Source organism: Nocardiopsis changdeensis (assembly GCF_018316655.1).
In the GTDB taxonomy this organism is placed as follows: Bacteria; Actinomycetota; Actinomycetes; order Streptosporangiales; family Streptosporangiaceae; genus Nocardiopsis; species Nocardiopsis changdeensis.
In genome coordinates this window covers 3,212,423-3,224,734 of record NZ_CP074133.1, presented here as the reverse complement: position 1 = coordinate 3,224,734, position 12,312 = coordinate 3,212,423, and the positions used below count along the sequence as shown (strand labels likewise).

Annotated in this window: 12 protein-coding genes and 2 CRISPR repeat arrays (1 of these 14 running past the window's edge); of the genes, 7 read left to right on the top strand and 5 right to left on the bottom strand. The window is 71.8% G+C overall.

Going from position 1 to position 12,312, the window contains the following annotated elements; genetic code table 11:
- Window positions 1-527: direct repeats of the CRISPR family, unit length 29 nt; unit sequence GGGACCATCCCCGCGTGCGCGGGGAGCAG (it extends 417 nt beyond the left edge of the window).
- 230 nt (window positions 528-757) lie between these two features.
- Window positions 758-1,399 (top strand): gamma carbonic anhydrase family protein, encoded by a 642-nt coding sequence (locus tag KGD84_RS14440; RefSeq protein WP_220560860.1) that lies wholly within the window; start codon window positions 758-760, stop codon window positions 1,397-1,399.
- A gap of 483 nt (window positions 1,400-1,882) precedes the next feature.
- Window positions 1,883-2,635 carry a metal-dependent hydrolase gene (locus tag KGD84_RS14435; protein ID WP_220560859.1) on the top strand — a complete coding sequence of 251 codons (753 nt, stop codon included), beginning with the start codon at window positions 1,883-1,885 and terminating at the stop codon, window positions 2,633-2,635.
- Between the two features lie 40 nt (window positions 2,636-2,675).
- Window positions 2,676-3,436: direct repeats of the CRISPR family, unit length 29 nt; unit sequence GGGACCATCCCCGCGTGCGCGGGGAGCAC.
- 445 nt (window positions 3,437-3,881) lie between these two features.
- On the opposite strand, the gene KGD84_RS14430 is transcribed toward KGD84_RS14435, so the two are convergent.
- Entirely contained in the window at window positions 3,882-4,457 is a 576-nt protein-coding gene (locus KGD84_RS14430; protein ID WP_255646548.1) for an ATP-binding protein, read from the bottom strand.
- 250 nt (window positions 4,458-4,707) lie between these two features.
- On the opposite strand from KGD84_RS14430, the gene KGD84_RS14425 reads away from it, so the two are divergent.
- On the top strand, window positions 4,708-5,568 hold the full coding sequence (locus tag KGD84_RS14425) for a DUF5753 domain-containing protein (protein ID WP_220560858.1): 861 nt from the start codon (window positions 4,708-4,710) through the stop codon (window positions 5,566-5,568).
- Window positions 5,565-5,804, top strand: coding sequence for a DUF397 domain-containing protein (locus KGD84_RS14420; RefSeq protein WP_220560857.1), 240 nt, complete (start codon window positions 5,565-5,567; stop codon window positions 5,802-5,804). Before KGD84_RS14425 ends, KGD84_RS14420 begins: the two co-directional genes overlap by 4 nt.
- A gap of 71 nt (window positions 5,805-5,875) precedes the next feature.
- Here the strand turns inward: KGD84_RS14420 and KGD84_RS14415 are convergent, their stop codons facing one another.
- The 3 genes from KGD84_RS14415 to KGD84_RS14405 form a co-directional block, all read right to left on the bottom strand.
- Window positions 5,876-6,430, bottom strand: a complete 555-nt coding sequence (locus tag KGD84_RS14415; protein ID WP_220560856.1) for a class IV adenylate cyclase — start codon at window positions 6,428-6,430, stop codon at window positions 5,876-5,878.
- On the bottom strand, window positions 6,427-7,377 hold the full coding sequence (locus tag KGD84_RS14410) for a GNAT family N-acetyltransferase (RefSeq protein WP_220560855.1): 951 nt from the start codon (window positions 7,375-7,377) through the stop codon (window positions 6,427-6,429). Before KGD84_RS14410 ends, KGD84_RS14415 begins: the two co-directional genes overlap by 4 nt.
- 129 nt (window positions 7,378-7,506) lie before the next feature.
- Window positions 7,507-8,064, bottom strand: coding sequence for a Chromate resistance protein ChrB (locus KGD84_RS14405; RefSeq protein WP_255646546.1), 558 nt, complete (start codon window positions 8,062-8,064; stop codon window positions 7,507-7,509).
- A gap of 178 nt (window positions 8,065-8,242) precedes the next feature.
- Between KGD84_RS14405 and KGD84_RS14400 the strand changes: the two genes are divergently transcribed.
- The 3 genes from KGD84_RS14400 to KGD84_RS14390 all read left to right on the top strand — a co-directional run bounded on the left by KGD84_RS14400 (window position 8,243) and on the right by KGD84_RS14390 (window position 11,611).
- The gene (locus KGD84_RS14400; protein ID WP_220560854.1) at window positions 8,243-9,496 is read left to right on the top strand and encodes an MFS transporter; all 1,254 of its coding nucleotides are present in this window, start codon (window positions 8,243-8,245) and stop codon (window positions 9,494-9,496) included.
- Window positions 9,497-9,527: 31 nt separating this feature from the next.
- Entirely contained in the window at window positions 9,528-10,211 is a 684-nt protein-coding gene (locus tag KGD84_RS14395; protein ID WP_255646545.1) for a DNA alkylation repair protein, read from the top strand.
- Between the two features lie 119 nt (window positions 10,212-10,330).
- Window positions 10,331-11,611: an alpha/beta fold hydrolase gene (locus tag KGD84_RS14390; protein ID WP_255646544.1), complete on the top strand. Its 1,281-nt coding sequence runs from the start codon at window positions 10,331-10,333 to the stop codon at window positions 11,609-11,611.
- Between the two features lie 82 nt (window positions 11,612-11,693).
- On the opposite strand, the gene KGD84_RS14385 is transcribed toward KGD84_RS14390, so the two are convergent.
- Window positions 11,694-12,287, bottom strand: a complete 594-nt coding sequence (locus KGD84_RS14385) for an isochorismatase family protein (RefSeq protein WP_220560853.1) — start codon at window positions 12,285-12,287, stop codon at window positions 11,694-11,696.
- Between the last annotated feature and the right edge of the window lie 25 nt (window positions 12,288-12,312).

Here is a 12,312-nt window from a genome sequence, read left to right as displayed (position 1 = left end):
GGATCGCCGTGGGACCATCCCCGCGTGCGCGGGGAGCAGCTCCAGACCGGGTCGACACCGGGGACGTTGCAGGGACCATCCCCGCGTGCGCGGGGAGCAGGCGTTGTAGGCGGCGGTCCGCGCCTGGTGGACGGGACCATCCCCGCGTGCGCGGGGAGCAGTTTGGAGTCCTACTCGCCGGTAATTTGGAGTAGGGACCATCCCCGCGTGCGCGGGGAGCAGTCGTAGACGGTGCCCGCCCGGTCGACCAGGAAGGGACCATCCCCGCGTGCGCGGGGAGCAGCTCGGTCACGGTGTCGTCTCTCCGGTCTGGTGGGGACCATCCCCGCGTGCGCGGGGAGCAGGGCACCGTCTACCGGGTGTTGAGTGCCGAGGCGGGACCATCCCCGCGTGCGCGGGGAGCAGGCCATGCAACCCAACCTCAACCCGTCTTCAGGGGGACCATCCCCGCGTGCGCGGGGAGCAGTGGAGGCGGTCGGCCTCCTGCCGGGTGGCGGGGGGACCATCCCCGCGTGCGCGGGGAGCAGAGTAAATGACCTGCGCGGATACCCCTGGGAACAGGCCGATTTTATGACTTTTCAAGAAACGGACAAAACGCCCGGCCTTGCTCGGTGGGCTCTCAGGGGTTTCTACCGGATGGATCGGGTCCGGGCAATGGGAGCCGTGGATCGGCAGGCGGCGGGCGGCACGGATACCGGCGAACGCGGCGTCTGAAATCCGCCAGCGCTCCTGCGCCCCCTTGGTCGACAATCCGCTCATGACCGTTGGAGCACAGGGGATCCGCATCCGGCATCGCGGCCAAGAGCCGCAGGTCCATCCCACCGCCTACGTGGCCCCCACGGCCACGCTCGTGGGTGACGTCCGTGTGGGCCCCAGAGCCCGGGTGATGTACGGCGCGGTGCTCGACTCCGAGGGGTCCCGGATCGAGGTCGGGGAGGCCGCCGTAATCTGCGAGAACGCGGTGTTGCGCGCGTCCGCGGTCGCCGGTGACCAGCCGGTGCTCGTCCACGACCACGTCTTCGTCGGGCCGCACGCCACGCTGCTGGGCTGCGAGGTCGGCAGGTGCGCCTATGTGGCGACCGCGGCAACGGTCCTTCAGAGCGCCCGGTTGGGGGCCGGCGCGGTCGTCGCCGTGGGCGCACTCGTCCATGCGCGCACGGTGGTGCCGGACGAGTTCTTCGTGCCGCCGCACACCGTGGCGCTCGACGCGCCGCTGCGGCTGCTGGCCCCGGGCGATCCGGAGCTGGCGGAGGCCATCGGGAGGGTGGGCTTCGCGAAGGCGGCGTTCGGCGTCGACGCGGAGTGGGCCGACCGGATCAGCCGGTACGAGCGCATCGCGGAGGTGCGCGTCGCCGAGTTCGGCACGCACGCGAACGACGAGGTCCTGAACCCCGACTAGTGCCGCGTTCCTCCCCCTGTGCCGTGGTGAAGCGATGCGCTGCCCGGGTACCCCTCCGGCCGTGCGGTCTTCTCCGTCTGTGGTGTTCCTGGTGGCGATGGGTTGAGCCACGGGAACGCATCCGCCCGCCGGGCCCGTCCGCGCCGCGGTGGCATGGCCCCGCCGTTCTCCGCTCCCGAACGCCGCCGGTCACGCGGTACCCGCGCCGGGCCGACCACCGACGGCGCGCACCCTCGGGGCGGGGAGCGCCCTGCCGGTTCGCGGTCGCCTGTGCGCCCTCACCGAAGGGGGCCGAGACGCGGTTCGCCGAGATCGCCGCCCGTCACCTCATGCAGAAGGCTCGGGAGTCGTGTCCGTCGTCCCGGCTCCCGTATGCACGGGGAGCATTCACGAACAACCTTCTGGCACATTTATCCGGGTTCTTGTCGTATGTCCGAGAGACAGTCAAGGCGCCCTTCCCTCCCCTGCATTTTGGAGCCCCCCATGATGGGTACCTCGCACGCCGCGACCGGCCTGCTCGCCGGAGCCGCCGTCGCGGTCGCCGTCCAGACCGATCCGTTCACCGCCCTGTGGTGCGCCCTCATCGGCGGCGGCGCGGCTCTGCTCCCGGACCTGGACGAGCCCGGGTCCACGGTCGGCCGGTCGCTGGGACGGGTGACGGAGCTGGCGTCCCGCAAACTCCGGGACGCCTCCAAGGCCGTGTACCGCAGGACCGCCACCGACGTGGAGCGGCGACATCCGCAGGAGGGCGGGCACCGGTACCTCACCCACACCGTGCCGGCGTGTGCGGTGTTCGGGCTGGTCGCTCTGCTGGTGTCGCTGGTGCCGTTGGGTGCGGGCCTGGTGGTGTTCGCGATGGTCGCCCTCGGACTGGGGACGGTGCTGCGGCCGATGAAGAAGCTGGGCTCACTGAGGAAGCGCAAGCACGCGACGCTGTGGATCGCCGGAGGACTGGCGGTGGCGGCGATGCTGGGGTACGAGCAGACACCGGCGTGGTGGTTGATCGGTTCGGTGGTGTTCGCGGGGGCTCTGGTGCACGTCCTCGGAGACTGGCTCACGAGGTCGGGGGTTCCGCTGGCGTGGCCGTTCGTGGTGAACGGGAAACGGTGGTGGATGTTCCGCAGCCCGGTGGCGTTCCACACGGGGAAGTCGCCGGTGGAGGTGGGGATCAGGGTGGTGTCGGTGATCGCGGCACCGGTGACGGTGCTGCTGGGGTCGCCGGTGCCGCCGGTGTGATCGGGGCGGTCTCCCTGTGGCTGACAGGCTGACAGGACCAAAGGCCATCCCCGCATGCACGGGGAGCACTGCTCCGGGGTAGCGTCGTCGGCCGACTCGCCGGGAGCATCCCCGCGTGCGCGGGGAGCACTGTGGTCGGGGCGTCCAAGGCCGTTGTCTCCAGGGACCATCCCCGCGTGCGCGGGGAGCACCGCCAGCAGCGGGTTGTCGGGGTCGTCCTCGTGGGACCATCCCCGCGTGCGCGGGGAGCACGGTCAACGGGTCCTCCCGAAGTGCGTGTCGGCGGGACCATCCCCGCGTGCGCGGGGAGCACTCGGTCGGGGTCGGGCTGCTGGCTCTGCCCGTGGGACCATCCCCGCGTGCGCGGGGAGCACAATAGGAATGGCTTGTTGTTGCTCTTTGAGTCGGGACCATCCCCGCGTGCGCGGGGAGCACGCCACCGCGTCGGTCATGCACATCCGCGCCGCGGGACCATCCCCGCGTGCGCGGGGAGCACGCCACCGCGTCGGTCATGCACATCCGCGCCGCGGGACCATCCCCGCGTGCGCGGGGAGCACTGGATCGCGGCCCCCGCCATGATCCCGGCCGGGGGACCATCCCCGCGTGCGCGGGGAGCACCGGGTCGCCGGTCACCTGTTCCACCTGGTCCGGGGACCATCCCCGCGTGCGCGGGGAGCACTGGGCTTTTTTATACCATCACGCCGAAACCCCGGGACCATCCCCGCGTGCGCGGGGAGCACCGTCCTGGTCGTGGTCGGCGTCCCAGTGGCGGGGGACCATCCCCGCGTGCGCGGGGAGCACAGTAAATGACCTGGGCATATGCCACCGGGAACCGACCGATTTTATGACTTTTCAAGAAACAGACAAAACGCCCAAGCTTCGTTCTTAAGCTCCAAGGCTTTCTACCGGACTGAGCGCGCCAGGGCAACGGGCACCCCACAACCATCGCGGCCCCACCACGAACGCCACGACGGAGAAGCCCTTGTCGGGTTCCGGGAAACACAGAACGCCCCGCCCGCATAGGCGCGGGCGGGGCGCGGCTCCGGTCAGGCAGCCCACTCCTTCGGAGGACGGGGGCGCCTGGGCAGGGGCCTGGGCGGTCCGGTCGGCGGGCGGGGGCGCGGGATAGGATGCGTCACCGATCCTGCTTTCTTACACGTGGAACTGTGGATTTCGGGATTGAGGGCCCCGGGGAGCGTTGCCGCGCTCTCCTGGGCCCGTTTCGCGTTCAGGACGCGAAGTCCGTTCAGGCCGCAGTGGCCCAGGGGTTGCCGGTCAGGTCGTAGGCCAGGAAGAACCACACCTGCCGGTGGTCGGCGATGCCGTTGTCACCCCAGGAGGTGGCCAGGGCATCGACCAGGGCGAGCCCCCGACCCGATTCGGCTCCCACGTCCAGCCCGGCGGGGTCGGCCACCAGGTACTCGCGCTGCCCCTCCGGGGTGGTGCGCCCGTCCGGGTGCCCCTGGTCGGTGCAGGTCAGGCGAAGTCCGGTACGGCTGCGCTCGCAGCGCAACGTGAAGGTGCCGAACGGCCGTCCCGAGCGGGAGTGGGTGAGCGCGTTCGCGGCCAGCTCCGACCCGAGCAGGGTGAACAGGTAGCGATAGTCGGCGTCGCGTTCGGCGGCGCTGGCGTCCAGGAACGCCCGCACCAGCGGCATCAGCTGCGGCGACGATCCGAACTCGTAGGAGCGCACCTTGTAGTGCGCCCGGCGGGCGTGCGGGTTGAAGTAGTGCCGGCACCGCCGCGGCACCAGCTCTCCCAGAGGCAGGGTCACCTCCGGCAACGGCGGCATCGGCGGGGGAAAGGGAACGATTGCGAGCATGACAAAGACACTCCTTGGCATGGATGTGGTGAAGAACCTCGAACGAACCCGACCGGTACGTCCATCCGCGCAGGGTGAACTTGCGCATTCCACAGGCGCGGGGGACGGCCGCGGCATAGTCTGACCAGCAAGAACCCTCACCCACCCTAGGTAAGGGAGCGCTCACCAGCCGCACATTCATCATGCTCTGGAGATTCTCCACAGTCAAGCGTTATGGAGAATCTCCAGAGAGCCTTGATAGGTTGCCCCCATGAAGAACTCCCTCAGCCCGACCATCCGCCGCCGTCGGCTCGCCCGCATCCTGCGAGACCTGCGCGAGGACTCCGGCGACACCCTCGACATCGCCGCGAAGAAATCGGGTATCCCCCGAGCCACCCTGGGCAAGTTGGAGACCGCTTCCCTCAAGCGCATCCGCCCCGCCCAAATCGACGCTCTCGCCGAGCTCTACCAGGTGGACCGGAGAGCTTGGGAGAGCATGCACCAACTCGCCAAGGACGCCGCGGAATCGGGCTGGTGGTCCAAGTACAAGGATGTCTTCAGTTCCAGCGGGCTTCCCTCTTTCGAGGTCGAGGCCTCGTTCATCCGGGTCTATGAAGCCCAGGTGATCCCCGGCCTGCTCCAGACCCCCGACTACACGCGGGCCGTCTTCCTTGGCGCCAACGCCTACTCCGAAGAGCGCATTCAGCGCCATGTGCAAGCCCGCATGGAACGCCAGGAGATCCTGAACCGGCTTCACCCACCGGAGTACGCCGCAGTCATCGATGAAGCAGCCCTACGTCGGCATGCGGGTGGGGACGCCGTCATGCGCGAACAGTTCCAACACTTGGTCGAAATGGCTACGAAGCCCAACGTCGCCATCCAGGTACTGCCCTTCACAGCAGGGATGCACGCCGCCAATCTGGGCAGCTTCCAGATCATGGAGTTCCCGGAGCCAAGCGATCCGACCATCGGCTACGCCGAGACCCCCACATCCACCCTGTATGTGGAGGGGCCGGATGAGATACGCCGATACGATGCCATGTGGCGTGAGGCGAGCAGTGCCGCGCTGACCGTGGCCCAGAGCATAGACTTCGTTCGCGACATGAGCGAACCGCTGAAGGATTCATCGTGACAGATCTCGTTTTTCGCAAGAGCAGCTACAGCGGTGCTGGTGAGAACTGCGTCGAGGTCGCGCACATCCCTGCGAACTTCCGGAAGAGCAGCCACAGCGGCCAGGAACCGAACTGTGTCGAGGTCGCGGACCTGCCCTGCGGGGCGGCCGTCCGGGACTCCAAGCACCCCACCGCCGGGCACCTCCCCTTCCCCTCCCCCGAGTGGACGGCCTTCCTCCGCTCCACGCTGTCTTAACAGGGGTCCCGCGAGCCGTGGTGCGCCCCTCCGATCACCGGAGGGGCACACCACGGCCGACCCCGCCCCCCTCACGGTCCTTCGAACCGCAGGTCCTCGATCGCCGACAGGTCGATGCCGTAGCGGGTGTACAGCTTGACGGTATTCTCCCCCGTCAGCTCCTCCTCCGCGTACCCCAGCAGCGCAGCCACCCGCACCACCTCTTCGCGGCTGTCGGCCTCGACCTCCAAATACGGGGGTATCCGGGGCCAGCTGTCGATCTCCAGCCGCGCCCCCTCCAGCACGAAACTGTGCCTGCGGTTCTCCTGGTAGGCCTTCGCCGTGTACCCCAGCTTCCCCAGCAGCACGTTCGCCGTCTCGAAGTCCCCCACCTCGGTCTCGGTCTCCCGCGTACCGTCGATGGCGTCGGAGACGATCTCCTTCACCGCGAGCGTCACCCGCTCCCCCGTGTCCCGCAGCCGCACCCACCGGGACACGTCCCCCTCCGGCGCGAGGTCGTAGACGTAACGCCGCTGGAGCACCTCCCCCAGGTCCGTTCCGCCCTTGTCGAGGATGAGCCGGGCCACCCGTTCGGGGTCGACCTCCAGCACCCTGGCCTCGTACTCGACGTCCCCGCCCGCGCTCAAGCGTCCGCCCCCTTGACCAGCGGCGCGTCCCACGTGAACTTGTGGAACCCCACGCTGTAGTACAGCCCGCGCGCCGACGGGTGCCCGGGCGCCCCCAGGCAGGCCACCGTCGCGTGCACGGCCCCCGCCTCCTTCGCCAGCCCCATCCCGTGCAGGAGCATCGCCCGCCCCAGCCCCAGGCGCCGGTAGTCCGGATGGGTCCCGACCGGCTCGAACTCGACGGTCCGGTTCACCTCGTCGAACCACATGATCCCCGAGGACGCCATCGTCCCGTCCGGCGCCTCCACCAGAACGTGCAGGTCACCGCGGTACGCGGCCGTCGCCCGCACGCCCTCGTACGCCTCGATCGAGTACCCGGAGGGACGCCACGCGTCCAGGTGGGCCTGGACGGCGGCCTCGGCCCCCGCCTCCTCCGCGGTGCGGAACCGGAAGCCGTCCGGCAGCTCCGGCCGTTCGATGTCGGTGAGGTCCCGCTGGTTGAACTGGGTCCAGGACCCCTCGTCCCCGAGCGCGTCCGGGTCGGTCCCGTACCCGTGCGCCGCCCACCGCTCCAGGACGGCCCCGTCGAGGGCGCACGGCAGCACCGAGCGCTCCAGCCCCGGCGCGGTCGCGTCGAACCAGTCGATCACCTCGTCCAGCAGCCCCGCGTGGTCGGGATGGACCTGGTGGGCCAGGTAGGCGCCGGTGACCTCCTTGACCGTCCCGTCGCTGAGCCGCGCCCGGCGCGGCAGCTGCGCCCACCCCCACGCCACCAGGTCACCGTCGGAGAACCACAGCCGGCGCCGCCACTTGTCGGCGAAGGCCGCGTGCCCCCTGCCCCAGTTCCAGGCCAGTTCGCCGTAGGACGCGTCGCTGTTCACCAGTTCCGGGTGGGTGGCGGTGAGGCGCTGCGCCAACCCCTGCATGAGTTCCACGTCCGCGGCGGTCAAAAGTTCCGAGCTCGTCATGGTGCCCCACCGTGTCAGGGCGCCCCGGAGCCGTCGACCGATTTTCCGCTCCCGCCCACCATGCCCGCCCTCGCCCGGCTCTCCCCGCTCCCCCGCACGCCGCTCCGCCCGCCCGCGCCCGGCCCCGGGTCACCCCTCCGACGAACCGCCGTGGACGGCCGCGTAGACGCGTTCGGCGTAGTCGTCCAGGGCGTCGGAGCAGGCGCGCAGGCACTCGGCGGCGTCCCGGGCCTGCGGGAGCGCGAGGACGTCGCGCTTCTTGAGGTCGCGGAACCAGCGGCGCAGCCGCTCCAGGCTCTGCTCCTCTTCCTCCAGCTCCGCGAAGGTGAACTTCTCCTTCGCGATCTCCTTGGCGATCTCCTCCAGGAACCGGCCGCAGTCGGTGGCGTACTCGCCCCACTCGTCCACCCGCGCCGCCGTGAAGGCGTCCACGATGAACTCCCGCGCCGCCGCGTCGCGCGGCTCGACGTCGAACACCGCCACCCGCCCGCCGCCCTCGGCCGCCAGTTCCCCGGCCCGGGCCGCCGCCTCGCGGAAGACCTCCGCCGCCGGCAGCGCCCAGGTCCCCTGGGACACCGGCACGGCGCCCGCCCGCCGCAGCTCCCGCCACACCGCGACGCGGTGCCGGGACGGCTTGGCCGGCACCTGTACCACCGCGAGCATCCACCGCACCGCATCGTCCGTCACAGGCCCGACCGTAACACTCGGTTCCGCGGCCGGGGGCCGGTGGTGCGGGGACCGGTGGGCCGGGATCCGCTCCCGGCCTCCCGGGCCGTTCCGCTCCGAACCGGTCCGGGCGGTACTGCCACCACCCCCTCCCCCACCCCTCTTCAGGTCCTCAGTAACAGGTGTTACATTCCTCTACGTGACGGCATCCTCCTCCATGCGCCCCGTGGCCCCGCTCTACCTCGCCGGCTTCACCACCGCGTTCGGCGCCCACGGCGTCGCCGGCGTGCTCGGCGCCCAGAGCGACGACATCGGCCTGTCCCTGATCCACCTGGGCCTCATGCTCGCCCTCTACGACGTGGCCGAAGTCGTGCTCAAGCCGCTCTTCGGCGCGCTCAGCGACCGGATCGGCCCCAGGCCCGTGATCGTCGGCGGCCTGGTCGCGTTCACCGCCGCGTCGCTGCTCGCGCTCGTCTCCCCCACCCCGCTGCTGCTCGGCCTGGCCCGGCTCGGGCAGGGCGCCGCCGCCTCGGCGTTCTCCCCCGCCTCCTCGGCCGCGGTCGCGCGCCTGGCCGGGCGGGAGCGGCTGGGCCGCTCCTTCGGCCGGTACGGCGCGTGGAAGAGCCTGGGCTACGTCCTGGGCCCGCTCATCGGCGTCGGCCTCGCCCACCTGTGGGGCATCGGATCGCTCTACCTGGCGCTGGGGCTGCTGTCCGCCGTCGCCGCCGTGTGGGTGCTGCTCGCCGTTCCCGCCCTGCCGGTCGTGCCCCGCCCTCGCTACACCGTCGCCGACCTGGTCCGGCAGACCACCGAACGCGGCTTCCTCGTCCCCACCCTGCTGCTCGCCACCACGACCGCGGTCCTGGGCGTCGCCGTCGGCTTCCTCCCCCTGCTGGCCGTCCGCCTGGAGCTGCACCCCCTGGCCGGGGCCGCGGCCGTCGCGCTGCTCGCGCTCACCTCGACACTGGTCCAGCCGGCCGTCGGACGCCTGCGCGACGAAGACCGGATGGGCACCCGCACGGGGGGCATGCTGGGCCTGTGGGCGGCCGCCGCCGCGCTCCTGCTGCTGGCGCTGGCCCCGAACACGGTCACGCTGTTCGCCTGCGCCGCGGTGATCGGCCTGGCCGTCGGCACCGTCACCCCGCTGGCCTTCGCCCACCTGGCCGCCGTCACCCCCGAGGAGCGCATGGGCCGGACGATGGGCAACGCCGAACTCGGCCGCGAGCTGGGCGACGCGGGCGGTCCGCTGCTCGTCGGCGCGGTCGCCACCGCGGCCGGTCTGCCCGCGGCCCTCGCGACCCTGGCCGCGGTCGCCCTGGGCGGCGGGGTCCTGAGCCGGACCGCCCTGCGGTCCCCGCGAGAGCACGGAGGCCCCGGTGGCCCTGGAGGACCCGGCGCCCCCGCAGACCCCGGGGAACCCAGGGAGGGGACGGGCGTCCGACCCGCGCCGTAGGCTGAACCCGCACGTGAGAAAGGGGATCGGCATGGCCGGGGAGACGCGGGGCGGAACGACGGTGGCCGAGGTGATGGCCGAGCTGGCCGCGCTGGAGGACCCCAAGGTCCGGCGGGTCAACGAGAAGCACGGCGACGACCACGGCGTGAACCTCACGAAGCTGCGCGCGGTCGCCAAGCGGCTGAAGACACAGCAGGACCTCGCGGTCGGACTGTGGGCGACCGGCGACACGGCGGCGCGCCTGCTGGCGCTGCTGGTCTGCCGCCCCAAGGCGTTCGGGCGCGAGGAGCTGGACACCATGCTGCGCGAGGCGCGCAGGCCCAAGGTGCAGGACTGGCTCGTCAACTACGTGGTCAAGAAGAGCCCGCACGCCGAGGAGCTGCGCCTGGCCTGGTTCTCCGACCCGGACCCGGTGGTCGCGAGCGCCGGATGGGCGCTGACCACCGACCGCGTGGCGAAGCGGCCCGAGGGCCTGGACCTGGCCGGGCTGCTCGACACCGTCGAGGCGCGGATGAAGGACGCCCCCGACCGCCTGCAGTGGGCGATGAACGAGTGCCTGGCCCGGATCGGGATCGAGCACCCCGGGTACCGGGAGCGGGCGATCGGGATCGGGGAGCGCCTGCGGGTGCTGGAGGACTACCCCACTCCCCCCGGCTGCACGTCCCCGTTCGCGCCCGTCTGGATCCGGGAGATGGTGCGCCGGCAGGAGGCGTAGGCCCCGCGCGCCGGATCGGACAACGAGGCCGAAAACTCCCCTACGATGTTCGGGCCGACTTCCCGAATCCCCCCGCATCCGCCAATCCCGGGAAGCGGCCGACACCGAGGAGATCGCTGATGGGCTACGCCATGCCCGGGCTGTGGGTCACCGAGCACACGGTCACCGTCCCCCTGGACTGGTCCGACCCCGGCGGGGAGCGGATCGAGCTCTTCGTCCGGGAGCTGGTCGCCCCCGAGCGCAAGGGGGACGACCTCCCCCTGCTCGCCTTCCTCCAGGGTGGACCCGGCGGGGCCAACCCCCGCCCGCTGGAGCCCTCCGGCTGGATCGGGGAGGCCGTCGGCGAGTACCGGATCGTCCTGGTCGACCAGCGCGGCACCGGGCGCAGCACGCCCCTGGACGCGCGGGCCGTCGCCGAGCGCGGCGACGCCGCCGCCGGGGCCGACTACCTGTCCCGGTTCCGCGCCGACTCGATCGTGCGCGACATGGAGCACGTCCGGGAGTCCGTCTACGGCGGCAGGCGCTGGACCACCCTGGCCCAGAGCTACGGCGGCTGGCTGACCCTGGCCTACCTCTCCCACGCCCCCGAGGCCCTCAACGCCTGCTACATCTGCGGCGGCGTCCCCGGGGTCCCCGCCGACGTGGAGGAGGTGTACCGCCGGACCTTCACCCGGGTGGAGCGCAAGACCGCCGAGTACCGCCGCCGCTACCCGCAGGACGTGGAGGCCGTGGCGGCGATCGCCGACCACCTGGCCGCCGACGACGTGCGCCTGCCCGACGGCGACCGGCTCACCGTCCGCCGGTTCCAGACCCTGGGCATCGAGTTCGGCCGCAAGCCCGGGTTCGAGCGGATGCACTGGCTGGTGGAGAGCGCGTTCATCCGCCCCGGCCGGCTGTCCGACGGCTTCCTCCAGGAGGTGCTGGTGCGCACCTCCAGCGCCGCCGACCCGCTGTACTGGACCCTCCAGGAGGCGATCTACGCCGACCGCCCCGGCACCGCCACCGCCTGGGCGGCCCAGCGCGAGCGCGACCGGCGCCCGGTGTTCGCCGAGGACGCCCGGCCGCTGATGTTCACCGGCGAGATGGCCTTCCCGTGGATGTTCGAGGAGGTGCGGCTGCTGAAGGAGCTGCGCCCCGCGGTGGAGGAGCTGGCCCGGCGCACCGACTGGCCGCCGCTGTACGACGAGAAGCGCCTGGCCGCCAACGAGGTCCCCGTGGCGGCCGCCGTGTACTACGACGACCTGTACGTGGACGCCCACCTGCAGCTGGACACCCTGGAGGGGGTGGGGAACTCGTGGGCGTGGGTCACCAACGAGTTCGAGCACGACGGCATCCACTCCGGCCGGGTGTTCGGGCGGCTGCGGGAGTCGGTGCGCGACCGCGGGGGCGAGCCCCGCTGAGCGGCCCGGGGCCCCGGACGGCCGCGCGCCGCCGCTGACCGGCCGCGGCCCCGCCCCCGTGCGGGGGCGGGGCCGCCCGGGTTCAGCCCAGGTCGGCGGCGGTGGGGACGACCACCCCGTACAGGTCGCCGATGGTGGCCAGGGCGGCGGCGTGCAGCTGCGCGGCGGGCACCTCGGCCACCGGGGAGCGCAGCGTCCGGGTGGCGCAGGCGTCGGCGACGACGGTCGGCCGCAGCCCGTTGAGGAAGGCGCCCTCGGAGCTGAAGGTGACGCACATGTGCGTCATGAAGCCCGCGATGACGACGTTCCCGCCGCGGCCGGTGGCGTTGACGCGCTCCAGCAGGTCGGTGCCGACAAAGGCGTTAGGGGCGCTCTTGACGACGACCTGCTCGCCCTCGGCCGGTGCCACGCGCGGGTGGATCTCCCCGATCTCCTCGCGGAGGTCGTAGGGGCTGCCCTCGCCGCCGTCGTGGACGACGTGGACGACCGGGGTCCCGGCCTCGCGCGCCCGGGCCAGCAGGTCGGCGGCGGCGTCCAGGGCCTCGTCCCAGCCCTCCAGTTCCATCACGCCCCGGGTGTAGGTGTTCTGGTAGTCGATGAGGACCAGGGTCGCGTCGGCGAGCGCGGCCGGGGCCGGGTCCAGGCCGCTGATGTCGCGCAGGGTGGTGGAGGCCATCGGTGTCGTTCTTCCTTTCCGTGCC

Coding starts and splice junctions, on each gene's coding strand:
- KGD84_RS14435 (WP_220560859.1), top strand. CDS start 1,883: ATGATGGGTACCTCGCACGCCGCGACCGGCCTGCTCGCCGGAGCCGCC.
- KGD84_RS14385 (WP_220560853.1), bottom strand. CDS start 12,287: ATGGCCTCCACCACCCTGCGCGACATCAGCGGCCTGGACCCGGCCCCG.
- KGD84_RS14440 (WP_220560860.1), top strand. CDS start 758: ATGACCGTTGGAGCACAGGGGATCCGCATCCGGCATCGCGGCCAAGAG.
- KGD84_RS14395 (WP_255646545.1), top strand. CDS start 9,528: ATGGCCGGGGAGACGCGGGGCGGAACGACGGTGGCCGAGGTGATGGCC.
- KGD84_RS14390 (WP_255646544.1), top strand. CDS start 10,331: ATGGGCTACGCCATGCCCGGGCTGTGGGTCACCGAGCACACGGTCACC.
- KGD84_RS14410 (WP_220560855.1), bottom strand. CDS start 7,377: ATGACGAGCTCGGAACTTTTGACCGCCGCGGACGTGGAACTCATGCAG.
- KGD84_RS14425 (WP_220560858.1), top strand. CDS start 4,708: ATGAAGAACTCCCTCAGCCCGACCATCCGCCGCCGTCGGCTCGCCCGC.
- KGD84_RS14430 (WP_255646548.1), bottom strand. CDS start 4,457: ATGCTCGCAATCGTTCCCTTTCCCCCGCCGATGCCGCCGTTGCCGGAG.